Genomic DNA, 25234 nt, shown 5'->3' on the forward strand with positions numbered 1-25234 from the left:
CCATCGACAGCTGTCACGCATCCACGGCCAGGATCTCAGACATTTGTCTGAAGGGGGTGCGACAATGTCGGCGTGAAGGGCGACTACCAAGAACTCGTCGACGAGATCTCGGCGCTGCTGGCCGTCCCGGCGACGCTGGAGAACCGCGATTTCGGGCTGATCGCCTTCGGGGCCCACGACAGCGAGGACGACACGGCGATGGACCCGGTCCGGACCCGCTCGATCCTCACCAGGAAGTCCACGCCCGCGGTCCGCTCCTGGTTCGAGGGGTACGGCATCACCCGCGCCACGGGCCCGGTCCGCATCCCCGCCGCCCCCGACGCCGGCGTCTTCCGGGACCGCATCTGCCTGCCCGTACGGCACCGGGGCGTGGTGCTCGGATACGTATGGCTGCTCGACGCGGACCCGGGGCCGACAGCCGAGCAGCTGGCCGCGGCGATGGAGGTCACCGAGCGGATCGGCACCCTGCTCGCGGAGGAGGAGCGGGCGGGCGCAGACCTGTCCCGCGAGTTCCGCGCGGTGCTCTCGGCCGGGCGGGGCTGGCAGTACGACATGGCGGTGGCGGCGCTGCGTACGGCACTCGGCCCGGACGCCGACGGACTGCACACCGTCGTGTGCGTGACGCCCTGGTCCGCGGGGGACGCTCCGTCGCCACGCTCGCTGCCGGGCACGTCGGCCCTGTGCACGGTGCCGCTGCCGGCGCGGGCGGCGGCCGGGGCTCCGGGCGGGCCCGCCGGGCACACTCTTGCTGCGCTGGTGCGGTTGCGCTCGGCCGACAACCTGACCCCCGCGCTGACGGTGGCTGCCCGGCTGCGCGAAGCCTCGGGTGCGGATGCGGGGCGGGCTGCCGGCCCGGGGCGCCGGCCCGGGGAGCAAGCCACGGCGGCCGGGGGCGCTCGGGGTGCCGACGGACCCCCGGGCGCCGCTGCGGGTGGCGGGCCCACCCAGGGCGCCGAAGGCGCGAGTGCCCGGGCGGGCCACGGCGCGGCAGCCGCCGCGGGGGTGGCCGCGCCGCGACGCGGCCTCGCCGAGCTCGACACCGGTTGGTACGAGGCCACTTCGGCGGCGCGGGCGGCGCAGGCCGAACCCCGGCTCGGCCCGGTCGCCCGGTGGTCGGACCTCGGCCCGTACCGCATGCTGACGGCGCTGCCCCCAGGCACGGGACCCGACCCCGCCGTGCAGGAGCTGCTCTCCCCCGCCCATGCCGAACTGGCCCGCACCGCCGAGGTGTTCCTCGACTGCGCGGGCCAGGCGAGCCGCACCGCGGCGGCCCTGGGCATCCACCGCCAGACGCTCTACTACCGCCTGTCGCGCATCGAGGAGCTCACCGGTCTGCACCTGACGGAGGGCGAGGACCGGCTGCTGCTGCACATGGCACTCAAGGGCGCGCGGCTATGACGCCTCACCGGCGGGCTGCGGCATCGTCACCGTGATGGCGCTGGTCTCCGACATGGCGCTGGCCGCGGCGCCGGCGGAGAAGGCGGGTTCGGCCGCATCGCTGCTGGAGACCGGGCAGGAGTTCGGCGGAGCGCTGGGCATGGCGGTCCTGGGCAGCGTGGGCGCGGCCGTCTACCGCAGGGACATCGCCGACGCGGCGCCGGCCGGTCTTTCGGGCGAGGCGCTGAACACGGTCCGCGAGACCGTCGGCGGCGCGAGTGTGGTCTCTCAGCAACTGCCGGGCGGGGCCGGGCAGGAGGTGCTGGAGGTGGCACGCGAAGCCTTTGTGCACGGAATGCAGATCGCCGCGGCGGGGGGCGCGGCGCTGCTCGCCGCCGCGGCGGTCCTTGCCGCACTGCTGCTCCGCGGCACGGGCCGCACGGCGCCGGCCGAGGAGGGACCAGCCGCGCAGGCGACCGTGCCGACGGATGCCCGGGCTACGGCACCGGTGCCGTAGCCCGGCGAACTCCCGGCTGCCGCCAGGGCCCCGTGGAGGTCCACGGGGGCCTGGCCTGTCCTCGAACGCCGAGCCGGGCGGCACTCTGTCCCGCGCACGTCGAAGGGCCCGGTCTCCCGGGCCCTTCGACGTGCGCAGCGGTGGGAGGACTCAGTCGTTGAGGTTCACCGAACGGGCCGACGTGGCACCGATCTCCTCCGCGATCTCGGTGAGCACGGACTGCGGCACGGTGTCGTCGACGGTCAGCACGACCAGCGCCTCACCGCCCTCCTCCTGACGGGAGACCTGCATGCCGGCGATGTTCAGCCCGGCCTCGCCGAGGATCCGGCCGACGGTGCCGACGACACCGGGACGGTCCTCGTAGCGCGCCACGACCATGTGGTCGGCGAGCGCCAGGTCGATGTCGTAGTCACCGACGGCGACGATCTTCTGGAGGTGCTTGGGGCCGGCCAGCGTGCCGGAGACCGCGACCTCCTCGCCGCCCGAGAGCGTGCCGCGCACGGTGACGACATTGCGGTGGTCCGGGGACTCCGAGCTGGTGGTCAGCCGGACCTCGACACCGCGCTCCTGGGCGAAGAGCGGAGCGTTCACATACGAGACGGTCTCGTCGACGACGTCCTCGAACACGCCCTTGAGCGCGGACAGTTCGAGCACCTTGACGTCGTGCTGGGTGATCTCGCCGTAGACCTCGACATCGAGGCGGACCGCGACCTCACCGGCGAGTGCGGTGAAGATGCGGCCGAGCTTCTCGGCGAGCGGCAGACCCGGGCGCACGTCCTCGGCGATGACACCACCCTGGACGTTGACCGCGTCGGGGACCAGCTCACCGGCGAGCGCGAGGCGCACCGAGCGGGCGACGGCGATACCGGCCTTCTCCTGCGCCTCGTCCGTGGACGCGCCGAGGTGCGGGGTGCAGACGACCTGGTCCAGCTCGAACAGCGGGGAGTCGGTGCACGGCTCCTTCGCGTACACGTCCAGACCGGCGCCGGCGACGCGGCCCTCCTTGAGCGCCGAGTACAGCGCTTCCTCGTCGACGATGCCGCCGCGGGCGGCGTTGACGATGCGGACGGTCGGCTTGACCTTGTGCAGCGCCTCGTCGCCGATCAGGCCGAGCGTCTCGGGGGTCTTGGGGAGGTGGACGGTGATGAAGTCGGAGACCTCGAGCAGCTCGTCGAGCGAGAGCAGCTTGACGCCCATCTGGGCGGCCCGCGCGGGCTGTACGTAGGGGTCGAACGCGACGATCTTCATGCCGAAGGCGGACATGCGCTGCGCGACGAGCACGCCGATACGGCCGAGGCCGACGACACCGAGGGTCTTCTCGCTGAGTTCGACGCCGGTGTACTTGGAGCGCTTCCACTCGCCGTTCTTGAGAGCGGTGTTGGCCTGCGGAATGTTACGCGCGGTGGCGACCAGCAGACCGCAGGCGAGCTCGGCGGCGGTGACGATGTTGGACGTCGGAGCGTTGACGACCATGACGCCGGCCTTGGTGGCGGCGGAGACGTCCACGTTGTCCAGGCCGACACCGGCGCGGGCGACGACCCGCAGCTTCTTGGCCGCGGCGATGGCCTCGGCGTCGACCTTGGTGGCCGAGCGGACGAGGACCGCGTCGACATCGGCGACGGCAGGGATCAACTCGGCACGGTCGGCGCCGTTGCAGTGCCGGATCTCGAAGTCCGGTCCCAGGGCGTCGACGGTGGCGGGCGACAGCTCTTCAGCGATGAGTACTACTGGCTTTTGACGAGGGTCCGAGCTCACGTGAGTCCTCACATGTCCAGTGCGGACGGCCGTCCCGACGGCCGCAGGCGGTGGAGGGGCTAGCCGCGTGGAAGACGCACGACACTGTGGGCCTGACGCGTATGTACTGATGAGTGTAGTGGTGCCATGGGGTGCATCTTGCGCCTCCTTGGCAGGATCACCCGTCCGTGGCTGGACAGAGTGGCGAACCGGGGGCGGGGTCGTCCAAGGGGCCGTCGGTGGTTCGTGCCGGTGGTCGCATTGCACGGGACCCGCCCGGAGAACTGCTGGAGCGCACCGGCGGAGCGGACCGGTGAGGGGGCCGGGACGGCCCCCTCACCGTCACGGCTCACGCCTCGTCGTTGTCGACCCAGCTCATGAGCTTGCGCAGCTCCTTGCCGGTGGTCTCCAGCAGGTGGTTCTCGTCCTGCGTCTTGTACTCGTTGTACTTCTTCAGACCGCCGTGGTACTCGTCCATCCAGTTCTTGGCGAACGTGCCGTCCTGGATCTCGGCGAGGACCTTCTTCATCTCGGCCTTGGTCTGGTCGGTGATGATCCGGGGGCCGGTGACGTAGTCGCCCCACTCGGCGGTCTCGGAGACCGACCAACGCATCTTCTCGAGGCCGCCCTCGTACATGAGGTCCACGATCAGCTTCAGCTCGTGGAGGCACTCGAAGTAGGCGATCTCCGGCTGGTAGCCGGCCTCGACCAGGGTCTCGAAGCCCGCCTTGACCAGCGCGGACGTACCACCGCACAAGACCGCCTGCTCACCGAACAGGTCGGTCTCGGTCTCCTCGGTGAAGGTGGTCTTGATGACGCCGGCGCGGGTGCCGCCGATGGCCTTGGCGTACGAGAGCGCCAGGGCGAACGCGTTGCCGGAGGCGTCCTGCTCGACGGCGGCGATCGCCGGGACGCCACGGCCCTCTTCGTACTGGCGGCGGACCAGGTGGCCCGGACCCTTGGGAGCGACCAGGGCGACGTCCACACCGGCCGGGACCTTGATGAAGCCGAAGCGGATGTTGAAACCGTGGGCGAAGAACAGCGCGTCGCCGTCCTTCAGGTTGTCCTTGACGGACTCCTCGTAGACCTGGGCCTGGATCGGGTCCGGGATCAGGATCATGATGACGTCGGCCTCGGCGGCGGCCTCGGCCGGCGTCACCACGCGCAGGCCCTGCTCCTCGGCCTTGGCCTTGGACTTGGAGCCCTCGTGCAGACCGACCCGGACGTCGACACCCGAGTCACGCAGCGACAGCGCGTGGGCGTGGCCCTGGCTGCCGTAGCCGATGACCGCGACCTTGCGGTTCTGGATGATGGACAGGTCGGCATCGTCGTCGTAGAACAGCTCGGCCACTGGGATATCTCCTTGGAGTGCTGGTGTTGCGTCCCACCGTACGGCGGGGAGGGATGTGGACGTTTCGGGGTCTCGCCAGGCGGAACGGCGGTCCGCTAGGCGGATCGGTCCAGCGCCCGCAGGGAGCGGTCCGTGATGGAGCGGGCGCCGCGCCCTATGGCGATGGTGCCGGACTGGACGAGCTCCTTGATGCCGAACTGCTCCAGCATCTTGAGCATCGCCTCGAGCTTGTCACTCGAACCGGTGGCCTCGATCGTGACGGCCTCGGGCGAGACGTCCACGGTCTTGGCACGGAACAGCTGGACGATCTCGATGACCTGGGAGCGGGTCTCGTTGTCCGCGCGGACCTTCACCAGTACCAGTTCGCGCTGGATCGCGGCGGCGGGCTCGAGCTCGACGATCTTCAGGACGTTGACCAGCTTGTTCAGCTGCTTGGTCACCTGCTCGAGCGGGAGGTCCTCGACGTTGACCACGATCGTGATGCGGGAGATGTCGGGGTGCTCGGTGACACCGACGGCGAGCGAGTCGATGTTGAAGCCGCGGCGGGAGAACAGCGCGGCGATCCGGGCCAGGATGCCGGGGGTGTTCTCCACCAGGACGGAGAGCGTGTGCTTGGACATGTGCGTCGTTCCTCTTCCTACGGCTCTCAGTCGTCTTCGTTGTCGCCGAAGTCGGGACGGACGCCGCGGGCGGCCATGACCTCGTCGTTGGAGGTACCGGCGGCGACCATGGGCCACACCTGGGCGTCCTCGTGGACGATGAAGTCGATGACGACCGGGCGGTCGTTGATGGCGTTGGCCTCGTTGATGACCTTGTCCAGGTCGTCCGGGGACTCGCAGCGGATCGCGTAGCAGCCCATGGCCTCGGACAGCTTGACGAAGTCCGGCACGCGGGTGCCCTGGCGCGCCGTGGTGCTCGCGCCGACCTGGGAGCCGGCGACGTGGTGGCCCGTGTCGTCGGCGTGCAGGACGGTGCTGGAGTACCGCTGGTTGTAGAAGAGGGTCTGCCACTGGCGGACCATCCCGAGCGCGCCGTTGTTGATGATCGCGACCTTGATCGGGATGTTGTTCAGGGCGCAGGTGGTGAGCTCCTGGTTGGTCATCTGGAAGCAGCCGTCGCCGTCGATCGCCCAGACCGTGCGGTCCGGGGCTCCGGCCTTCGCGCCCATCGCGGCCGGGACCGCGTAGCCCATCGTTCCGGCGCCGCCCGAGTTCAGCCAGGTGGCCGGCTTCTCGTAGTTGATGAAGTGGGCTGCCCACATCTGGTGCTGGCCGACACCGGCGGCGTAGATGGTGTTCTCGGGGGCGAGCTCACCGATGCGCTGGATGACCTGCTGCGGGGAGAGGCTGCCGTCGGCGGGCTTCTCGTAGCCGAGCGGGTAGGTCTCGCGCCAGCGGTTGAGGTCGTTCCACCAGGCGCTGTAGTCGCCGGTGTTTCCGTCGTTGTGCTCGGCCTGGACGGCCTGGACCAGGTCGGCGATGACCTCGCGGGCGTCACCGACGATCGGCACGTCCGCGGTGCGGTTCTTGCCGATCTCGGCCGGGTCGATATCGGCGTGGACGATCTTGGCGTACGGGGCGAAGCTGTCCAGCTTGCCGGTGACGCGGTCGTCGAAGCGAGCGCCGAGGGCGACGATCAGGTCGGCCTTCTGCAGCGCGGTGACGGCGGTGACCGAACCGTGCATGCCCGGCATTCCCACGTGCAGCGGGTGGCTGTCGGGGAACGAGCCCAGCGCCATGAGGGTGGTGGTGACGGGGGCGCCGGTGAGCTCGGCGAGGACCTTCAGCTCGGTCGTGGCACCGGCCTTGATGACACCGCCGCCGACGTACAGGACGGGCCGCTTGGCGGCGGTGATCAGCTTGGCGGCCTCGCGGATCTGCTTGGCGTGCGGCTTGGTCACCGGGCGGTAGCCGGGCAGGTCGGTCTGCGGCGGCCAGCTGAACCTGGTCTGCGCCTGGAGGGCGTCCTTGGCGATGTCGACCAGGACGGGGCCCGGGCGGCCGGTCGAGGCGATATGGAACGCCTCGGCGATGGTGCGCGGGATGTCGTCGGCCTTGGTGACCAGGAAGTTGTGCTTGGTGATCGGCATGGTGATGCCGCAGATGTCCGCCTCCTGGAAGGCGTCCGTGCCGATCGCCTTGGAGGCGACCTGACCGGTGATCGCGACCAGGGGAACGGAGTCCATGTGCGCGTCGGCGATCGGGGTGACCAGGTTGGTCGCGCCGGGGCCGGAGGTGGCCATGCAGACGCCGACCTTGCCGGTCGCCTGGGCGTAGCCGGTGGCGGCGTGCCCGGCACCCTGCTCGTGGCGGACCAGGACATGACGGACCTTGGTCGAGTCCATCATCGGGTCGTACGCCGGGAGGATGGCTCCGCCCGGGATGCCGAAGACCGTGTCGGCCCCTACTTCCTCGAGAGAGCGAATGAGGGACTGCGCGCCCGTGACGTGCTCAACGCTGGCGGAGGTCTGTCCGCCGTTACGGGCCCGCGGCTGCGGATGGTGGGCCCCGGTGGCCTGCTCGGTCATCGGCATTCTCTTCTCGAAGCTGAGGGTTTTTGCGTGGTTTTGGTAAGTGCCGGTGCAACAAAAAACCCCTCGTGCCAGGAGGCAAGCGAGGGGAGCGCGTCGGGAGGGTCTGCAGGGCCTGGGACGGGCTCTGCTCAGCCGACGCGCTTTTCAAGTACGAGAATTCGGGTGCGCATGGCAATGACCCTCCCCCCGTGGCGCGGTCACTGTCAAGTGGGTGGGACGCGCGTCTCATTATTTGAGCCATTACGGGGAGTCGGGAGCCCTCCGCCGGACAGGACCGGCAGGGCCATTGTGCCGGGTACGGGGTACTCGTCGCGGACCAGCGCACGGCGCAGCCGGTACTCGTCCAGAGGCCCGGAGAACGCCATGCCCTGCCCGTGCGTGCAGCCCATCGCCCGCAGGGCCAGCACCTGCTCCGGCACGTCCACCCCGTCCGCCACTGACTGCATACCGAGATCGCAGGCGATACGGAGCAGCCCACTTGTGATCTTGTGCAGCCTCGCCGATTCGACGACGCCCTCGACCAGCCCCCTGTCCAGTTTCAGCACGTCCAAAGGGAGGCGGCGCAGCGCGTTGATCGCCGCGTAGCCGCTCCCGAAGCCGTCCAGGGCGATCCGTACGCCGAGTCTGCGCAGCGCGACCAGTCGCTGCTCCAGCTCGTCGAAGGAGATCCGCGGATCGCTGTCGGCCAGCTCGACGACCAGCGCTCCCGACGGCAGCTCGTGCCGGGTCAGCAGGGCCTCCACGGAGCCGAGCGGCAGGGACCGGTCGAGCAGCAGCCGGCCCGTGAGACGGACCGACACAGGAACCTGAAGGCCTGCCCGGGCGCGCTCGGCGGCCTGCTCGACGGCCTCCTCGAGCAGCCAGCGGCCGAGCTCGGCGGTGCGGTCGCCGTCATCGGCGATGCGCAGGAACTCGGCCGGGGTGAACAGGATCCCCTGGGCGGACCTCCAGCGGGCCTGGGCGGCGACGGCCGAGATCCGCCCGGTGCCGAGGCTCACGACGGGCTGATGGAGCAGGGCGAACTCTCCGTCGTGCAGTGCGCTGCGCAGCCGGGCGGCGAGCTCGGTGCGGTGGACGACATCGGCCTGCATCTGGGGCGCGTACAGCTCGACCCGGTCCTTGCCTCCGGCCTTGGCGCGGTACATCGCGAGGTCGGCGTTGCGCATGAGGTCGTTGGGGCCCTGGGCGGGCTCGGCGAAGGCCACTCCGATCGAGGCGGCCACGCGCACCTCACGGCCGTCGATGCTGTACGGCTGGGCGAGCGTCAGGCGCAGCCGGTCGGCGATCTCGTGGACCTGGCGCTCGCGGGCGGACCGGTCCCGGACGCCGTCGCCGATGATGAGGGCCGCGAACTCGTCCCCGCCCAGGCGGGCGGCGGTGTCCCCGGCCCTCACCGAGTCCGCGAGTCTGCGGGCCGCCTGGACCAGCAGCTCGTCGCCGGCCTGGTGGCCCAAGCGGTCGTTGACGCCCTTGAAACCGTCGAGGTCGATGAAGAGCACGGCGGTGCCGGGATCGCCCGTACGACGGCCGGTGAGGGCCATCCGGACGCGCTCGGTGAACAGGGCGCGGTTGGGCAGATCGGTGAGCGGGTCGTGTTCCGCGTTGTGCTGCAACTGCGCCTGCAGACGGACCCGTTCGGTGACGTCCCGGCTGTTGAGGATCAGACCGCCCTGATGGCGGCTGATCGTGGACTCCACGTTGAGCCAGTCCCCGGCGCCGGAGCGGAAGCGGCACTCGATCCGAGTGGTGGGTTCCTGCGTCGCGCAGGCGGCCAGAAACCGGCGTACCTCATGGACGACGCGGCCGAGGTCCTCGGGGTGGATCAGCGAGGCCAGCTCGGAGCCGACGAGCTCCTCGGCGTCGCGCCCGTAGACACCGTTCGCCGCGGGCGAGACGTATCGCAGGACGCCGGTGGAGGCGGCGATCATGATGACGTCGCTCGACCCCTGCACCAGCGAGCGGAAGTGGTTCTCCTTCTGCGCCAGTTCGTGCGTCAGGGCGATGTTGTCGAGCAGCATGATGCCCTGGCGCACGACCAGTGCGAGCACGACGGTGCAGCCGGTGAGGACGACGACCCGGTCGACACGACGCCCCTCGACGACGCTGTAGAGAATCCCGAGCGTGCACACCGCCGCGGCGAGATACGGCGTGAGCGCGGCGAGCGAGCTCGCGAGAGGCCGGTTCGGCTGACGGCTGCGGAGCGGCGGCGGCGCGGCCTCCGCCGCCCGGCGCGGGCCCCAGGGGGCGTAGGCGAGCAGCAGCGAACCCGCGAACCAGCCCGCGTCGAGCAGCTCGCCGGACTTGTAGCTCTCCTGAAGCAGGGGCGAGGTGAACACGGCGTCGCACAGCACGGTCAGGGCAAGGCCCGCGATCGCGGTGTTGACCGCGGAGCGGTTGCTCGACGAACGGCGGAAGTGCAGTGCGAGGACCATGCTGACCAGCACGATGTCGAGCAGCGGGTAGGCGAGCGCCAGGGCGGCCGGGGCCACGCTCTCGCCCTGTGCGTGCGCGGTGTGGGCGAGCGCGAGGCTCCAGGCGAGGGTGAGCAGGGAGCCGCCGATCAGCCAGGCGTCAAGTCCCAGACAGACCCAGCCGGCCTTGGTCACCGGTCGCTTGGCGAGCACGAGCAGTCCGACGATGGCCGGGGGCGCGAAGCAGAGGAAGAACAGGTCGGCGACGGACGGGCTCGGTACGTCACGGTCGAGCACGAACTCGTACCATCCCCAGACCGCGTTCCCCGCCGAGGCCATGAGCGACGAGAAGGCGAACAGCAGCCAGGCGGGCCGGAAGCGGCAGGCCTCGGTGCGGGCGTACATCAGGCAGGAGACGGCCGCGAGCAGGGCGGCGGCGCTGAGGCCGAAGTCGCCCATGAACACCGCCAGTTCGCGTGACCCCCAGCCCAGGGCGGCTCCTGCGCCGTAGGCGGTGCACAGCAGCACGAGGAGGAACCGGGCGAGCAGCCCCGTGCCGCATCCCGGGACGGCCTGCCGGGCGGCGCCCGGCGCCACCAGCGCCCCGGGCGCGCTCATCGCGCCGCCTCCGGCCTCGCTGCCGGTGTGGGACGCCTCAGCGTTCCGGCAGCCCGTGTCTCCGGCCGCTCCGGCAGGTGCGGTGTCCGTCGTGCCGGAAGGAGTCGGCGCGCCGGGGCGCGCTGGGGTCGCCGGTGGCGGCCCCGCCGCGTCGGATCGTTGGTCCATCGGCCGTGCATCGCCCGTCGCCCCCCTCTGATGTGATCGCCAGTCAGTTCGCGTCACGGCACCGCCCCTCGCTTCGGCGCAGCCCCCAGGTCGGGACGATACACCAATATCGTCACTCAGGGACATAGCCCCTCTACTCTCAGTGACGATCTGTGGCCATCAAGGCACGCGGTGCATCCGAGTGACTTCGAAGAGTGATCGAAGGGGTGCGATTCGAGATCGTCAGCCGGTCGTGAGCACCACGTTGTCCACCGGGTCGTCGGCGGCGAACCGGGTGAGCTGCCGTGCCAGCAGGCGTTTGGCCCGTGGCATGAACGCCGAGGTGGAGCCGCCGACATGGGGACTGATCAGCACGCCGGGCGCGTGCCACAAGGGATGACCGGCGGGCAGCGGCTCGGGATCGGTGACATCGAGGGCGGCGGTGATGCGTCCGCTCCCGACCTCCGCGAGCAGGGCGTTTGTGTCCACGACCGGACCCCGGGCGACGTTGACCAGCAGGGCGCCGTTCTTCATCCGGGCCAGGAAGTCCGCGCCGACCAGGCCTTTCGTCCGATCGGTGAGCGGGGTCGAGAGGATCACGACGTCCGCGTCGGGCAGCAGGACGGGCAGATCGGCGAGTGCGCGCACTTCTCCGCGCTCCGTGGCGCGGGCAGAGCGCGCGACGCGCGCCACCCGCGCGCATTCGAAGGGCGCGAGCCGGTCCTCGATCGCCGCGCCGATGGAGCCGTACCCGACGATGAGCACCGACTTGTCGGCAAGCGCCGGATAGAAGCCGGAGTGCCATTCCTCCTGGTCCTGGCCCCGCACAAAGCGGGGGATCCCGCGCAGGGAGGCAAGGATCAGGGCGAGGGTGAGCTCGGCGGTGGAGGCTTCGTGGACCCCTCTGGCGTTGCACAGGCGCACGCCGGGCCGCAGCGCGCCGAGTCCCGGCTCCACATGGTCGATTCCCGCGGACAGGGTCTGCACGACCTGCACGGAGGTCATGGCGGCCAGCGGGCGTACGGCGACCTCCGTGCCCTTCATGTACGGGACGGCATAGAAGACGCAGTCGGCGGGGTCGGCCGGGAACTCCTGCCCGCCGTCCCAGAGTCGGTAGGTGAGACCCGACTTGGCGGGATCGGGAAGGCCTTCGATCTCGTCGGCCGGGACGGGGAGCCACACATCAGCAGTCATGCTCCGGAGGCTAAGCGAAACCTGCCCGGTGGCATTGGCTAGCTTTGGGTGCGTCGAGGGAGGGGTACGGGGAGTTGGAGCGCAGGACAATCGGTGCGGGAGCCCTCGAAGTGGGCGCCGTGGGGCTCGGCTGCATGCCGATGAGCTGGGCCTACAGCAGCTCCCAGCAGCGCGGGGACCGGTCGCTGCGCACCGTTCACGCAGCGCTCGACGCCGGCTCGACCCTGCTGGACACCGCTGACATGTACGGCCCGTTCACCAATGAGCTGCTGGTCGGCCGGGTGCTGAAGCAACGGCGGGCGGACGCGTTCGTGTCGACGAAGGTCGGGCTGCTGGCCGGTGATCAGCACGTGGTCGCCAACGGCAGGCCCGGATATGTGAAACGGGCCTGTGACGCGTCGTTGCGCCGGCTGCAGACCGATGTGATCGACCTGTACCAGCTGCACCGTGCCGATCCTGAGGTTCCGGTCGAGGAGACCTGGGGCGCGATGGCGGAGCTTGTCGGGGCCGGCAAGGTACGGGCGTTGGGGATGTGCGCGGTGGGCGCACGGGCGATGCGGAGGCCGGGGGCGCGGACCGGGGCAAATCTGCACGAAGGAACGATCCGGCAGCTGGAGCGGGTGCAGCAGGTCTTCCCGGTCAGTGCGGTCCAGGCGGAGCTGTCGGTGTGGTCGCCCGAGGCGATGGAGCGGCTGCTGCCGTGGTGCGAGGCGCGCGGGGTGGGGTTCCTGGCGGCGATGCCGCTGGGCAACGGCTTTCTCACGGGCACGCTGACGCCCGGACAGGGCTTCGAGCCGGACGACGTCCGGGCGCGGCATCCGCGGTTCACCGCCGAGATGATGGCCGCGAACCAGCCGGTGGTGGCGGGACTGCGGCGGATCGCGGAGCGGCACGGGCCGGCGGCCACGCCGGCGACGGTCGCGCTGGCATGGGTACTGAGACGTGGCCGGCACGTGGTGGCGGTGCCGGGCGCCAAACGGGAGGAATGGGCCGTCGAGAACGCCCGGGCCGCGGAGCTGGAACTCACGGCGTACGACCTGGCCGAGATCGCCGGACTGCCGCCCGCGCAGGGATCCTGGGACTGATCGGCGCTCCGCCGTCCGAGCGATCTGACAAGATCGGGAACCTGAGGAGCGGCTGCGGTGTAAGAAGGGCAGTAAGGCAGCTCGAGCAGCCGTCGAAGGGATCAGAACCGTGCACCGTCCTGCTGTGAGTGCCCTCGTGGCCACCGCCGTCCTTGTTCTCGCGGCCGGGTGTTCCTCGGGCGACGAGAAGAACGGGGCGGGGAGGACGGGGCCGGCTTCCTCCCCTCCGGCCGCCTCGCCGACCGCGACCGGTTCCAGCGCCTCCGCGAACCCGAACCTGCCGCCCGCCAAGGGGTCCGTCGAGGTCGTGTCCGTGCTGACCGAGGATCTCGAGTCCCCCTGGGGTGTGGCCACGCTGCCCGGCGGCGATCTGCTGGTCGCCTCACGCGACGAGGGGACGATCACCCGCGTCGCGGCGGACGGCGGCAAGAAGACCGTGATCGGTTCGGTGCCCGGAGTCGCGCCGGGCGGCGAGGGCGGTCTGCTGGGGCTGGCCGTCTCCCCGTCGTTCGCCTCCGACCACCAGGTGTACGCGTACTTCACCACTGCATCGGACAATCGCATCGCCCGGCTGCTGTACGACGAGCAGAAGCCGGCCGGGCAGCAGTTGGGCGCGCCGGACACAGTCCTGCGAGGCATCCCCAAGGGCTTCGTGCACAACGGCGGGCGGATCGCCTTCGGCCCGGACAAGATGCTGTACGCGGGCACCGGGGAGACGGGGGAGACGGGGCTGGCGCAGGACAAGGAGTCGCTGGGCGGCAAGATCCTGCGGATGACTCCGGACGGGCAGCCGGTGCACGGCAATCCGGAGGCTGATTCCGTCGTCTACTCGTACGGCCACCGCAATGTGCAGGGGCTCGCGTGGGACGCCGAGAAGCGACTGTGGGCAGCAGAGTTCGGCCAGGACACCTGGGACGAGCTGAATATGATCGAGCCGGGCAAGAACTACGGCTGGCCGGAGGTCGAGGGCAAGGGCGCCAAGGACGGCTTCGTCGATCCGGTCGCGCAGTGGAAGACGGCGGACGCCTCGCCGAGCGGTATCGCCTACGCACAGGGGTCGATATGGATGGCGGGGCTGGCGGGCAAGCGTCTGTGGCGTGTCCCGCTCGACGGGGCGCAGCCCTCCGCCGAGCCCCAGTCGTTCCTGACCGAGAAGCACGGCCGCCTGCGGACCGTCCTGCCGGCGGGCGGCGGCCGGCTCTGGCTCGTGACGAGCGAGACGGACACCCGGGGCACGCCCGAGCCGGGTGACGACAAGATCCTCCTGCTGGAGGTGAAGTAGCGGGGTGAGCGGACTGCGGCCTCCACCGCTTCGTCAGGAGACCGCTTCGCTCGCCAGGTCCGGGAAGAGGCGCAGCCGGTGGGCCATGGCCGCCGCCTCGCCACGGCCCGATACGCCGAGCTTGGCAAGGATGTTGGAGACATGGACGCTCGCGGTCTTGGGTGAGATGTAGAGCTCCTCGGCGATCCGGCGGTTGCTGTGCCCGGCGGCCACCAGGCGCAGTACGTCCTGTTCACGTGGGGTCAGCCCGAGCGTCGGGGCGCCGGGTGGCTCCCCCGCGGCCGACGGGTCGGGGCAGTCGTCGGTGAGGCTGATGCGGGCGCGCCGGGCGAGCAGGGCTATGTCCTCGGCCAGGGGTCGGGCGCACAACTGCTGTGCCGTGGCCAGCGCTTGACGCAGCAGTGCGGCGGCCGTCGCGCGGTCCGTCTCCCCCGGGCCGGGACGGGCGGCCTGCAGCTGGGACTCGGCCAGGCGCACCCGTACCCACGCCAGGTCGTAAGGGCGGTCCAGCCCGGTGAAGGCGTCCACGGCCTCCGCCCAGTGGACCGGCGTGTCCTCCCCGCCGGCGCGCAGCAACTCGGCGCGCAGCCAGCGCTCGTGCGCCGTCCACACCGGCGCGGCGGTGACAAGCGTTCTGGCTGCCCCGCGGATCCGGACCAGTGCGTCCGCGCGCCCCGGCTCGGCGGCGGGCAGTCCCCGCGTGTCGGCCTCCAGGGTGGCGGCGGCGCGCAGCAGGGGCCAGGCGTAGCGCTGGGTGCCGGGCGGAAAGCCGGCCTCGGTGGCGTGCCGAAGTTCGGCGCGGGCGTCGAGCACCCGCCCCTCGGCCCCGGCGATCTGCAGCGCGATCATCATCAGCGGCAGGTTCGCCTGGGGCATGGGGTCGTTGGCGCCGAAGTGTCCATAGGCGGCCTGCAAGTGCTCCGCCGCCCTCGTCACGTCGCCGCGCTCCAGCGCGAGGATGGCGAGGCGGGTGCTGGCATGACCGCGAGGTTTGGGACTGAGTGCGATCTGCAGGGCGCGTTCGCCCATCCGGACCGCCTCGTCCCACCGTCCCAGCGACTGGCAGGACTCGGCCAGATTCATCCGGATCCAGGCCTCGGTGTCCAACAGGCTGTACTTCTGCGAGAGGCCGATGCCCTCGGTGAGGATGTCGAGGGCGTCGCGCGAGCGGCCGACACCTTCCAGGACGGAGGGGAGGTTCACATGGGTGCGGCCGATATGGACGGCCAGACCGAGTGCGACGACCCGGTTCTTGACCTCGTACATCTCGGCGAGTCCGCCCTCGACGTCGCCGGCGTCGGCCATCAGGCTGCCGAGCGTGAGGCGGGCATGCAGTTCGATCTCCTCCTCGCCGACCATGCGGGCGAGGTCCACGGCGCGTTCCGCCGTTGCCAGACATGCGGGGCCGGGGTCGTGGGTCATGCCCCAGGCCGCCGCTTCCGCGAGGACCTCGGCGTGCACGGTGGACGGCGGCAGGCCGCGTACGAGGTCCTGTGCGGTGCCCAGTTCGGCCCAGCCGTCGCCGCGGCCCAGCGCCGAGATCAGCCGGGAGCGCTGGACGGAGAACCAGGCGGCGCGCAGCGAGTCGTCCTCGGCCTCGGCGAGGCGCTGCCCCCGCTTGGTGATCTTCAGAGCGCGTTCGCGTTCGCCGGACAGCCGGCCCGCGACGGCCGCCTCGGCCATCAGGTCGAGATAGCGCAGCGGGGTGGTGGCGGGGTCGCAGCCGCAGGGCGGATAGATCTCGGCGTGGTCGACGGGCCGCAGTGCGCCGCGCACGTCGTCGGGGACGCTGTCCCACAGCTCCATCGCACGTTCCAGCAGCCGCAGTTGTTCGGCGTAGGCATGACGCCGCCGGGCCTCGACGGAGGCCTCGAGCACGGCGGGCAGCGCCTTGGCGGGGTCGTGCGCGCGGTACCAGTACGTCGCAAGTCGCATCGCGCGCTCCGCCTCGCGCACGAGGCCGGGGTCGGCCTCCAGTGCCTCGGCATAGCGGCGGTTGAGACGGGAGCGCTCACCGGGCAGCAGGTCGTCGCTGACCGCTTCGCGGGCCAGGGAGTGCCGGAAGCGGTAGCCGTCGCCGTCGGGTGTGGCGAGCAGGATGTTCGCGCCGACAGCGGCTCTCAGGCCCTCGTCGAGTTCGTCCTCGCTCAGCCCGGCGACGGCGTGCAGCAGGCCGTGCTCGACGGTGGAGCCGCCCTCGGCGACGATCCGTGCGAGCCGCTGCGCATCGTCCGGCAGTGCCTCGACCCGCACGAGGAGGAGGTCGCGGAGCGAGTCGGGCAGGCCGGCGCAGTCGCCGCCGCTACAGCTGGAGAGCTCCTCGACGAAGAAGGCGTTGCCGTCGGAGCGGTCGAAAACCCGGTCCACCTGGGCCGGGTCGGGTTCCACGGCGAGGATGCCGGCCATCTGGCGGCGTACCTCGGCGCGGTTGAAGCGGGTCAGTTCGATGCGCTGGACGGTGCGCATCCGGTCCAGTTCGGCGAGGAAGGGCCGCAGCGGATGGCGCCGGTGGACGTCGTCGGAGCGGTAGGTGGCGATGATGACGAGCCGGCCGCGGCGCAGCGTACGGAAGAGGTAGGCGAGCAGGTGCCGGGTGGACGCGTCGGCCCAGTGCAGGTCCTCCAGCACCAGCACGACGGTGCGTTCGGCGGCGATGCGCTCCAGCAGCCGTGCGGTGAGTTCGAAGAGCCGTGCCATGCCCTCCTCGTCGTGCCGGCTCCGCCCGCCCGGGGCCGATGTGCCCAGTTCGGGCAGCAGCCGCGCCAGTTCGTCCTCCTGACCGGCGGCGGCCGCGAGCAGTTCGGCCGGCAGCCGCCGGTGCAGGGTGCGCAGAGCGGTGGAGAAGGCCGCGAACGGCAGTTCGTCCGCCCCGATCTCGACGCAGCCGCCGACGGCGACGACGGCGTCCGTGCGGCAGGCCTCGCCGATGAACTCCTCGACGAGTCTGGTCTTGCCGACGCCTGCCTCACCGCCGACGAGCAGCGCCTGCGGCTCTCCCCCGGGGCCACCGGCCCCGGGGGTGTCCGGGCCGGCGGCTCGGGCAAGTGCATCGGTCAGCAGGGCCAGTTCGCCGGCGCGGCCGACGAACACCGGGCTGACGGACCTGGTCTCCACGCTGCCGAGCATCGCACAGCTGTCCGGCGGCGTGGGACCGTTCACCGGGATGACGATCATCACGCCGGGGTCACGCGGCGCGGGTGTAGTGGCTGGTTCCCGCTGGATTCACCCGGCCCTCCCCCGCGTTCTTGGCGGAGGCTCTGGCGGCACGGCGTGCTCTTTGCACCTGGCGCACGAGGCGCCGGGCGTCGGCCTCCCTGATCAGTTCGTTCTGGCGCAGCTTCTGGATCTCGTACTCGAACATCTCGTACCTCCTGGTGGGCGGGGGCCACTGCCGGCCCCGGCTGATGCCTCAACCTTCGTCTCCCAGGGGGTACCGCCGCATCGGGCGAGTGCCGCATCTTCCGGTGACCGGGGGCCTTAGGCCCGGCGACCGCGGTCGGCCGGGCGCCCTAAGTCCCCCCGCTCAGTGCGGGTCATGGACGTACGGAGTGGTGGTCGCCAGGGCGACGAAGCCGAGCCGCTCGAGGATCGGCCGGCTCTGTGCGGAGGCGTCGACCTGCAGATAGCGGATGCCCCGGTCGGCCGCGATACGGGCGCGGTGGGCGATCAGAGCCCGATAGATGCCCCGGCGGCGCCACAGCGGGTGGGTGCCGCCGCCCCAGAGGCCGGCGAAGTCGGTGCCGGGGTGCACTTCGAGACGCGCCGAGCTCACCGGCAGGTCGCCCGCCAGCGCGAGCGTGATCTCGATGGTGTCCGGGCCGCCGTCGGCGAGCTGGGCGAGCAGTTGTTCGCGCAGCCGGGCGCCGCTGGTACCGAACGCCCGCTCATGGACCTCGGTCACGAGGTCGATGCCTGCCGGGCCGGTCACCCGTTCCAGCCGCACCCCGTCGGGGAGATCGACGGCGGTGGGCAGATCGCTGTCCCGGCGACCATCAGGGTCTCGGCGGGCTCGGGTGTGAATCCGGCGTTCAGCAGGCGGGTGGCGAGGTCGGCGGGCCGGTCGTAGTCGTACAGCTTCCACTCGAAGGGGCGGCCGAGGGCGGTGAAGTACCGCACCTGCTCGGCGATGGCGGCGTCCGCCGTACGCGCCTCGAGTCCGGACCAGACGACACCGCACCAGTCGCCGCCGGCACCGGCCTGGCGTACGACGTCGCCGGTCCGTACGGCCGCCGACCGTCCGGAGCCGGTGCGGCGGCGCATCTGGCGGTCGAAGAGTGAGAGTGTGTCGCGTCGGTTCACCGGGGCATTCGAGCAGCGGGACCCGGCTCACGCCAAGTTGTTTGCCGTTCCCGCCAGGACCTCGTGCGTGCCGGCTGCCGCGCGACGGGCACGCCATTCCGGGGCCAGTACCGACCAGATCTCCATGTCGTGCCGTACGCCGCCGTAGAGGTAGCTCTCGCGCTGTGCGCCCTCGTAGGTCATCCCGAGCCGCTTGGCCACGTTGATGCTGGCCTTGTTCTCGGACGACACCTGCCACTCCACCCGGTGGATCCCGCGCTGCTCCACGGCCCAGTCGATGATCACCGTCGCTGCGCGGGTGACCAGGCCCCGGCCGGCCGCGGAGGGTTCCAGCCAGCAGCCCGCCTCACAGGTGCCGAGGGCCACGTCCAGGGTGCGGAAGAGCACGCCGCCGACGAGCGTGCCGTCGAGCCAGATGCCGTAGATCCGGCCGGCGTCGGCGGCCGCCTTGTCCGCGTACGACTGGAGAAAGGCACGGGCCGATTCCACGTCCGAAGCGACTCTCGCCAGTGCGATGTACCGGCCTATGTACTCACGCCCGCGCTCGATATGGGCGAAGTACTCCTCGGCCTGCCACGGTTCCAGGGGGCGCAGCTCGGCTCCGTCGTCGCCCAGGCTGATCGCGAACATACCGCTCCTCGGTGGTCAGGGTGTGAGCTTGCTGTCCTCGCCGTCGAGGCTTGCGCTCTGCTCCGGGATCCTCGCATGCGCGGCCTCGCGGCTCCCGGGACTTTCGATGCTGATCCGAGGCAGCCACCGGTCGAGCCATCGTGGCAGCCACCAGTTGGCGCCGCCGAGCAGGTGCATCAGGGCGGGTACCAGCAGCGTGCGCAGGAGGAAGGCGTCCAGGGCGACCGCTGCGGCCAGACCGATGCCGAACATCGCGATGACCCGGTCGCCGCTGAGGACGAAGGCCAGGAAGACCGAGATCATGATCACGGCCGCGGAGTTGATCACACGGCTGGTCTCGGCAAGGCCTACCCGTACGGCGCGCCGGTTGTCACCGGTCTCCAGCCACTCCTCGTACATCCGGCTCACCAGGAAGACCTGGTAGTCCATGGAGAGCCCGAAGAGCACCGAGACCATGATCACCGGCAGGAAGGGCTCGATCGGGCCCGCGCTGCCGAGACCCAGCAACTCGCTCCCCCAGCCCCACTGGAAGATCGCGACGACGACGCCGAAGGCGGAGGCGACGGCGGCCACGTTCATCACCGCGGCCTTCAACGGGACACCGACCGACCGGAAGGCCACGAGCAGGAGCAGACAGCCGAGCGCGATGACGACGCCGACGAAGAGCGGCAGCTTGCCCACGATGATCTCGGCGAAGTCGTCGTAGCCGGCCGTGACACCGCCCACGTCCACCTCGAGCGAGGTGCCCCGCTCGGTGTCGGGCAGGACGTCCGAGCGCAGCCGGTCGACCAGTTCGCTCGTCGACCGTGATTGCGGCGAGGTCTCCGGCACGACGGTGAGCACCGCCGTGTCGCGACTGCTGTTGTACGTGACCGGACCGACGGAGGCGACACCGTCGGTGCCGCGCAGCGCCTGCGGCAGCCGGTCCATCGCCACCTGGTCGTCCGCGCCGTCGAGCCGGCCCACCAAGGTGAGCGGGCCGTTCACGCCGGGGCCGAAGCCGTCGGCGAGCAGGTCGTACGCCTGGCGGGTGGTGGCGGTGGCGGGTCCGTTGCCCTGGTCGGAGGTGCCGAGGTGGAGCGAGAAGGTCGGCAGGGCGAGTACGAGCATGACGACCGCGGCGAGACCACCGAGCAGCTTGGGGTGACGTTCCACGAAGGCGGACCAGCGGGCGGCGAAGCCGGTGGGCAGTTCGGGCTGCGGTCCATGGCTGACGAGCCGGTGCCGCTCGCGGCGGCTGAGGGCACGCATGCCTATGAGGGAGAGCAGGGCGGGCAGCAGCGTCACCGAGGCGGCCACGGTGAGGACGACGGTGAGCGATGCGGCTATCGCGACGCCGTTCAGGAAGTTGAGCCGGAGGATCAGCATGCCGAGCAGCGCGATGCAGACGGTGGCGCCGGCGAAGACGACGGCGCGGCCGGTGGTGGTCACGGCCTCGCGGGCCGCGTCGGCCACCGGGAGGCCGCGTTTGAGCCCCTTGCGGTGTCTGGTGACGATGAACAGCGCGTAGTCGATGCCGACGCCCAGGCCGATCAGCATGCCGAGCATCGGCGCGAAGTCGGCGACGGTCATGACATGGCCCAGCAGCACGATGCCCGAGTAGGCGGTGCCGACGGACACCAGTGCGGTCGCGATGGGCAGCAGGCTCGCGGCCAGGGAGCCGAAGGCGACCAGGAGGACGACGGCGGCGACAGCCACGCCGACGACCTCGGCCATGTGGCCGCCGGGGGCCTCGGTGAGCGCGATGGCGCTGCCGCCCAGCTCGACCTGTACGGCGTCGGTCTCGGCGGCCTTGGCGGTGTCGACGAGTGCCCGGACCTGCTCCTCGGGGATGTCGTCGGCCTGGCGGTCGAAGGTGACGGTGGCGTACGCGGTGTGCCTGTCGGCGCTGATCTGGGCGTCGCCCCGGCCGCTGTAGGGGCTGGTGACCGAGGCGATCCCGTCGAGCTCCGCGACGGCGTCGAGCATCTGGTCCATGCGCTGCTCGACGCGGTCGGCGCGGACGCTGCTGTCGGCCGTGTGCCAGACGATGGTGTCGCTGTCGCCGCCCTGGCCGTGGAAGCCCTTTTTCAGGAGGTCGACCGCGCGTCCGGATTCGGTGCCCGGGACCTCGTAGTCGTTGGAGTACGCGGTTCCCGCGATGCTCGCGGCGGCCGTGACACCGCCGAGCGCGAGGAACCAGAGAAGAACGACGACGAGGCGGTGCCTGACGCACCACCGGGCAACAGCTGCCAACGGACCCGCTCCCTGGATGGTTCGAGGATCTTTGTCCGGGAACAGCCCGCAAAGAACACTTGACCTATACAGGGCCACTCTGTCAGCCAAACAGGCCCCTTTGTCCCTTTCGTGGGGTTACTCACAGCACAGCGATGCGCGGGCGCCCCGGGGCCGCGGCCCGGAGGTTCCCGCGCACCTGTCCGCGTGCCGCGCTCAGCCGGACACGCTGGGCCGGCCGTTCTCGATGTGGCCCATGAGCCGGCGGCGGAAGCCGGCGTCACCCTCCGCGGTCACCTCGAGGTCGTACCAGCCGTGCGCGTCGGCCGCCGAGTGGACGACGGTGCGGCTGCGTCCCGGCTTGACCGTGATCCGCCGGGTCCAGCCGTGCAGATCCGCCTCGTCGACATAGCCCAGCGGCCGGACGGTGTAGGTGAGGAGCGTGCCGCCGCTGTTGCGCAGCGTGAGATGCACGTCGCGGTCGTGGTGGTCGATGGCCGAAACGACCCCGGCCCGGCCGGAAGCCCGGCCGGCGAACTCGCGGCGGAACCCGTTGGGGCCCGTGATCGTGAAGCGGTACGTCTCGCCGGTAAGGGGCACGGACCACTGCGCCTCGCCCCTTACGTCCTTGTGCTGCGGGACGGGGAACTCGCCCGCGTACGGGTAGAGGGCGAAGTGCGCGCTCGCACGTCCCCGGTTGCTGAGCGAGACGGTGACGGTCCGGCCGGTCAACCCGCCGTGCGCGTCGGGCTGGTACGGCAGCGGACGGGCGGGCCGGGTGCCCGGCTCCTGGACGGGCATCCGCTGTACGGCCGGGGGCACGGGCCGCCAGCGTCCGGTGAACGGCGGGATCTGCCCCGGCTGCTCCACCTCGGGCTGCGGCCTGCCGCGCCGGAAGTCGAACGCGGAGGTCAGATCACCGGTGACGGCCCGCCGCCACGGGGTGATGTTGGGCTCTTCGACGCCCGTCCACCTCTCGAGCAACCGGATCACCGAGCTGTGGTCGAAGACCTCGGAGCACACGTATCCGCCGACGGTCCACGGCGACACGACGAGCAGCGGAACGCGGATGCCGAGCCCGGTCGGCAGGCCCTGCCAGCGCTCGTCGGTGTTGTCGGCGGGCGGCACCGGCGGGGGTACGTGGTCGAAGAAGCCGTCGTTCTCGTCGTAGTTGATCAGCACGACGGTGTGCCGCCACACCTGAGGGTGCGAGGCGAGCGCGTCCAGGATCTTGTAGACGAGGGACGCGGACGCGATGGGCGAGGAGGCGCCGGGGTGCTCGGAGTCGACGGCGGACGGCACCAGGTACGAGACCTCGGGCAGCCGGCCCGTGGCGACGTCGGCGCGGAACTGCTCGGCAAGGGTGCCGGTCTCACCACGGCGCAGCCCGCGCTCGAAGAGTGAGCGCTCCTGCTCGGTGAGCGTGGCCACCCCCTCCTCCAGCGCGGCGAGCAGCCGGGTCCGCTCGGCGGCGTCGGCGGTGTCGCGGACCTTCGCGTAGAAGGCCTCCATATACGTGAAGTCGCCGGCCTTCGCAAGGGCCTTGCGGGCGACGGTCTTGAAGGTGGTGAAGAACTCGATGTTGTTGTCGGTGAAGTTCTCCCACTCCTGGTAGGTCCGCCAGCTGCGGCCGGCCTTCTCCAGGCGCTCGGCGTATGTCGGCCAGGGGTAGCCGGGGTGGGTGCCCTCGGCATACGCGGCATTCGTCACGGCCCGGCTGCCGTCGGCCTCGTACCCGGTCCAGCCGCTCCACAGATGGTTGCGGTTCGGGCTGGTCGAGGTGTGGGTGGAGGAGTGGTAGGCGTCGCAGATGGTGAAGGTGTCGGCGAGTTCGTGGTGCAGGGGCAGGTCGCGCCGGTCGTAGTACGCCATGGTCGCCGCGGTCTTGGCCGACACCCAGCCGTCCATCCAGCCCTGGCGCCAGGCCTTGGCGCCGCCGCTCCAGGAGTGGTCCAGATCGCCTATGTACTGGAGATCCTTCTGCTGCGTCTCGGCGGCGTCGCGTACGGGGAAGGGCAGCACCGTGCCGAGCGGCCCCGGCTGCTCGAAGACCGGCTCCCCGGAGGGGAGTTCGACGGCGTTGCGGTCACCGAAGCCGCGTACGCCGCGCAGCGTGCCGAAGTAGTGGTCGAAGGACCGGTTCTCCTGCATCAGGATCACCACATGCCTGACGGCACGCAGCCCGCCGGAGGGCGGCCCGGCGGCGAGCGCGGCGTGCAGGGACGGCGGCAGCAGCGATCCCGCCGCCGCTCCGACGGCACCGCCGCCGCCGAGTGCGAACAGACGCCGTCGTGAAAGGTCCTTGGACACGGTTTCCTCCTGACTCCAGAACTGCAGCCGGACGCTAGTGACACCGGATGACCTGAACCGGTCCCGCGAAGGGCGTGGCAGTGAACGCCCGGCGGTTCCCCGACGCTCCACAATCCTGTCCTTTTAGCATGAACATGTCATAATTTGCCCGCTACGCCCCCATGGGCACCGCGGTTCCTTCGAGCCCGCCGGCCGTCCGGTCTCTACCGTAACGACGCCCAACAGGCAAGACTCAGGCGGGAATCGGCCTAGGTCGGCAAGACCCGGGGGAAATGTCGGTGCCGGCTGGCACGATGGCCAGCATGGAGAATACGGGGATCCACACGGGGACCGACCAACCCACGCTGTCGCCGGCCGACGCAGCGGAGTTCGCCCAGCAGCTCCATGACACCGCCGGCCCGCACATCGGCAGGCCTCCCGTCCCGGTGCTCGTGTACGAGCCGGGCGCGTCGCTGCGGGAGCGGCGGGAGGCCTTCCGATCCGTCTACGAGGCAGTGGTGGCCCGCATCGGCGAACCCACGCTCTACGGGGGCTCGTCCGGCGGACCGAACGTCCGGTGGCGCGGCAGCGGACGTCTCGTGCTCCTCTCGGGTGACCGGCAGCGGGCCCAGCTGTCGGTTCATGACACCGTTGTCCTGGAGGAGGAGGAACACCGGACCTTCGAGTGGGGCGGCGCGTGGACGGGGGGCGAGCCGCACGACTTCGACTTTCTGCCGTACGTCTGGCAGTTGGACCGCGGCGGGCCGGGCGAGCGTCCGACCACCCGGCCCGGCGGCCGGCTCGCCGCCGGGCTGGATCATGTCGAGAGTTCGCTGGAGCTGCTGCTCGCGGCCTGGGTGGAGCAGCTCGCGGTGCAGGTGGGGACGGACTGGACGAGCTTCTGCCTCACGAGCGCGGCGGACCGCGGACGTCAGCTACTGGTGTCGTACAGCCTCGAGGACGGGCTGCATGCCTCGATCGACGACCGCGACGCGCCGGACGGCCAGGAGCGGGCACAGCTGATGCTCGCGCGCGGCTGGCAGAGCTGCGACCGCGGCTGGTGGCAGACGGACTTCGCCGACCCCGACCGGGCGGACGCCGCCGCGCTGGCCCGCCTGGTGGTCACGGAACTGCGGGCCCGTGGCACCAGGGAGCCGGAGGAACTGCGGGCCCGGGATGTGAGCTGCAAGGACCGCGGCGACATGTGGCTCCCGGGCCTGGGCGTACGCCACTGACACGCCGGATCCGCTACCGGAGGGCGGAGGCGAGAGCAGGAGCGGCCTGGCCGGTGAGCTGGTTCACCTTGCCCAGTCGGTTCATCCCGCCACCGACCTGCTCGGAGACGGTCGGCACCTGCGCCCGGTGCTCCGTCGGCACCGAGGTCGCGGCGAAGGAGTCGAGCTGCCCGATGACGGACGGCACCTCGACCGGGGCTGCCGCGGTGGCGGCGGGGGCGGCAAGGGCCGAGGCGCCGGTCGCGAGAGCAATGGCGGCGAGTACACGCTGTGCTGTGGTCATGCCGTGAGCAACGACCCCGCCCCTGCTCCGGTCAC

General features: G+C 71.0%; 17 protein-coding genes and 1 pseudogene. 5 read left to right on the forward strand and 13 right to left on the reverse strand.

The window, feature by feature from the left end:
* Positions 1-72: 72 nt before the first annotated feature.
* Positions 73-1398 (forward strand): PucR family transcriptional regulator, encoded by a 1326-nt coding sequence (locus OHS70_RS10735; protein ID WP_328396101.1) that lies wholly within the window; start codon positions 73-75, stop codon positions 1396-1398.
* Positions 1399-1432: 34 nt separating this feature from the next.
* The gene (locus OHS70_RS10740; protein WP_328396103.1) at positions 1433-1894 is read left to right on the forward strand and encodes a hypothetical protein; all 462 of its coding nucleotides are present in this window, start codon (positions 1433-1435) and stop codon (positions 1892-1894) included.
* Positions 1895-2044: 150 nt separating this feature from the next.
* Here OHS70_RS10740 and serA read toward each other — a convergent pair whose 3' ends face one another.
* The 6 genes from serA to OHS70_RS10770 all read right to left on the reverse strand — a co-directional run bounded on the left by serA (position 2045) and on the right by OHS70_RS10770 (position 11882).
* Positions 2045-3649 (reverse strand): phosphoglycerate dehydrogenase, encoded by a 1605-nt coding sequence (gene serA, locus OHS70_RS10745; protein ID WP_328396105.1) that lies wholly within the window; start codon positions 3647-3649, stop codon positions 2045-2047.
* Between the two features lie 328 nt (positions 3650-3977).
* A complete protein-coding gene (ilvC, locus tag OHS70_RS10750) occupies positions 3978-4979 on the reverse strand; it encodes a ketol-acid reductoisomerase (protein WP_328396107.1) in 1002 nt (333 codons plus the stop codon).
* A gap of 95 nt (positions 4980-5074) precedes the next feature.
* Positions 5075-5599: an acetolactate synthase small subunit gene (ilvN, locus tag OHS70_RS10755; RefSeq protein WP_328396109.1), complete on the reverse strand. Its 525-nt coding sequence runs from the start codon at positions 5597-5599 to the stop codon at positions 5075-5077.
* 26 nt (positions 5600-5625) lie between these two features.
* Positions 5626-7512, reverse strand: coding sequence for an acetolactate synthase large subunit (locus tag OHS70_RS10760; protein WP_328396111.1), 1887 nt, complete (start codon positions 7510-7512; stop codon positions 5626-5628).
* A gap of 203 nt (positions 7513-7715) precedes the next feature.
* Complete coding sequence (locus OHS70_RS10765; protein WP_328396113.1) at positions 7716-10541, reverse strand: putative bifunctional diguanylate cyclase/phosphodiesterase; 2826 nt, start codon at positions 10539-10541, stop codon at positions 7716-7718.
* A gap of 390 nt (positions 10542-10931) precedes the next feature.
* On the reverse strand, positions 10932-11882 hold the full coding sequence (locus tag OHS70_RS10770; RefSeq protein WP_328396115.1) for a 2-hydroxyacid dehydrogenase: 951 nt from the start codon (positions 11880-11882) through the stop codon (positions 10932-10934).
* Between the two features lie 74 nt (positions 11883-11956).
* Between OHS70_RS10770 and OHS70_RS10775 the strand changes: the two genes are divergently transcribed.
* Entirely contained in the window at positions 11957-12967 is a 1011-nt protein-coding gene (locus OHS70_RS10775; protein WP_328396117.1) for an aldo/keto reductase, read from the forward strand.
* 124 nt (positions 12968-13091) lie between these two features.
* Entirely contained in the window at positions 13092-14249 is a 1158-nt protein-coding gene (locus tag OHS70_RS10780; protein WP_328396119.1) for a PQQ-dependent sugar dehydrogenase, read from the forward strand.
* Positions 14250-14282: 33 nt separating this feature from the next.
* On the opposite strand, the gene OHS70_RS10785 is transcribed toward OHS70_RS10780, so the two are convergent.
* The 6 genes and pseudogenes from OHS70_RS10785 to OHS70_RS10810 all read right to left on the reverse strand — a co-directional run bounded on the left by OHS70_RS10785 (position 14283) and on the right by OHS70_RS10810 (position 23702).
* Complete coding sequence (locus OHS70_RS10785) at positions 14283-17423, reverse strand: helix-turn-helix transcriptional regulator (RefSeq protein ID WP_443062589.1); 3141 nt, start codon at positions 17421-17423, stop codon at positions 14283-14285.
* A gap of 10 nt (positions 17424-17433) precedes the next feature.
* Positions 17434-17610 carry a hypothetical protein gene (locus OHS70_RS10790; RefSeq protein ID WP_328396121.1) on the reverse strand — a complete coding sequence of 59 codons (177 nt, stop codon included), beginning with the start codon at positions 17608-17610 and terminating at the stop codon, positions 17434-17436.
* Positions 17611-17772: 162 nt separating this feature from the next.
* Positions 17773-18509: pseudogene (locus OHS70_RS10795) on the reverse strand (GNAT family N-acetyltransferase).
* A gap of 66 nt (positions 18510-18575) precedes the next feature.
* The gene (locus OHS70_RS10800) at positions 18576-19178 is read right to left on the reverse strand and encodes a GNAT family N-acetyltransferase (RefSeq protein WP_328396123.1); all 603 of its coding nucleotides are present in this window, start codon (positions 19176-19178) and stop codon (positions 18576-18578) included.
* A gap of 15 nt (positions 19179-19193) precedes the next feature.
* On the reverse strand, positions 19194-21413 hold the full coding sequence (locus OHS70_RS10805) for an MMPL family transporter (protein ID WP_328396125.1): 2220 nt from the start codon (positions 21411-21413) through the stop codon (positions 19194-19196).
* A 195-nt stretch (positions 21414-21608) separates the two neighbouring features.
* Entirely contained in the window at positions 21609-23702 is a 2094-nt protein-coding gene (locus OHS70_RS10810; RefSeq protein WP_328396127.1) for a phosphocholine-specific phospholipase C, read from the reverse strand.
* Positions 23703-24004: 302 nt separating this feature from the next.
* On the opposite strand from OHS70_RS10810, the gene OHS70_RS10815 reads away from it, so the two are divergent.
* Positions 24005-24916 (forward strand): hypothetical protein, encoded by a 912-nt coding sequence (locus tag OHS70_RS10815; protein WP_328396129.1) that lies wholly within the window; start codon positions 24005-24007, stop codon positions 24914-24916.
* Positions 24917-24929: 13 nt separating this feature from the next.
* On the opposite strand, the gene OHS70_RS10820 is transcribed toward OHS70_RS10815, so the two are convergent.
* Positions 24930-25199, reverse strand: coding sequence for a hypothetical protein (locus OHS70_RS10820; protein ID WP_328396131.1), 270 nt, complete (start codon positions 25197-25199; stop codon positions 24930-24932).
* Positions 25200-25234 lie beyond the last annotated feature (35 nt).

Origin of the sequence: Streptomyces sp. NBC_00390 (assembly GCF_036057275.1) — a bacterium.
GTDB lineage: Bacteria > Actinomycetota > Actinomycetes > Streptomycetales > Streptomycetaceae > Streptomyces.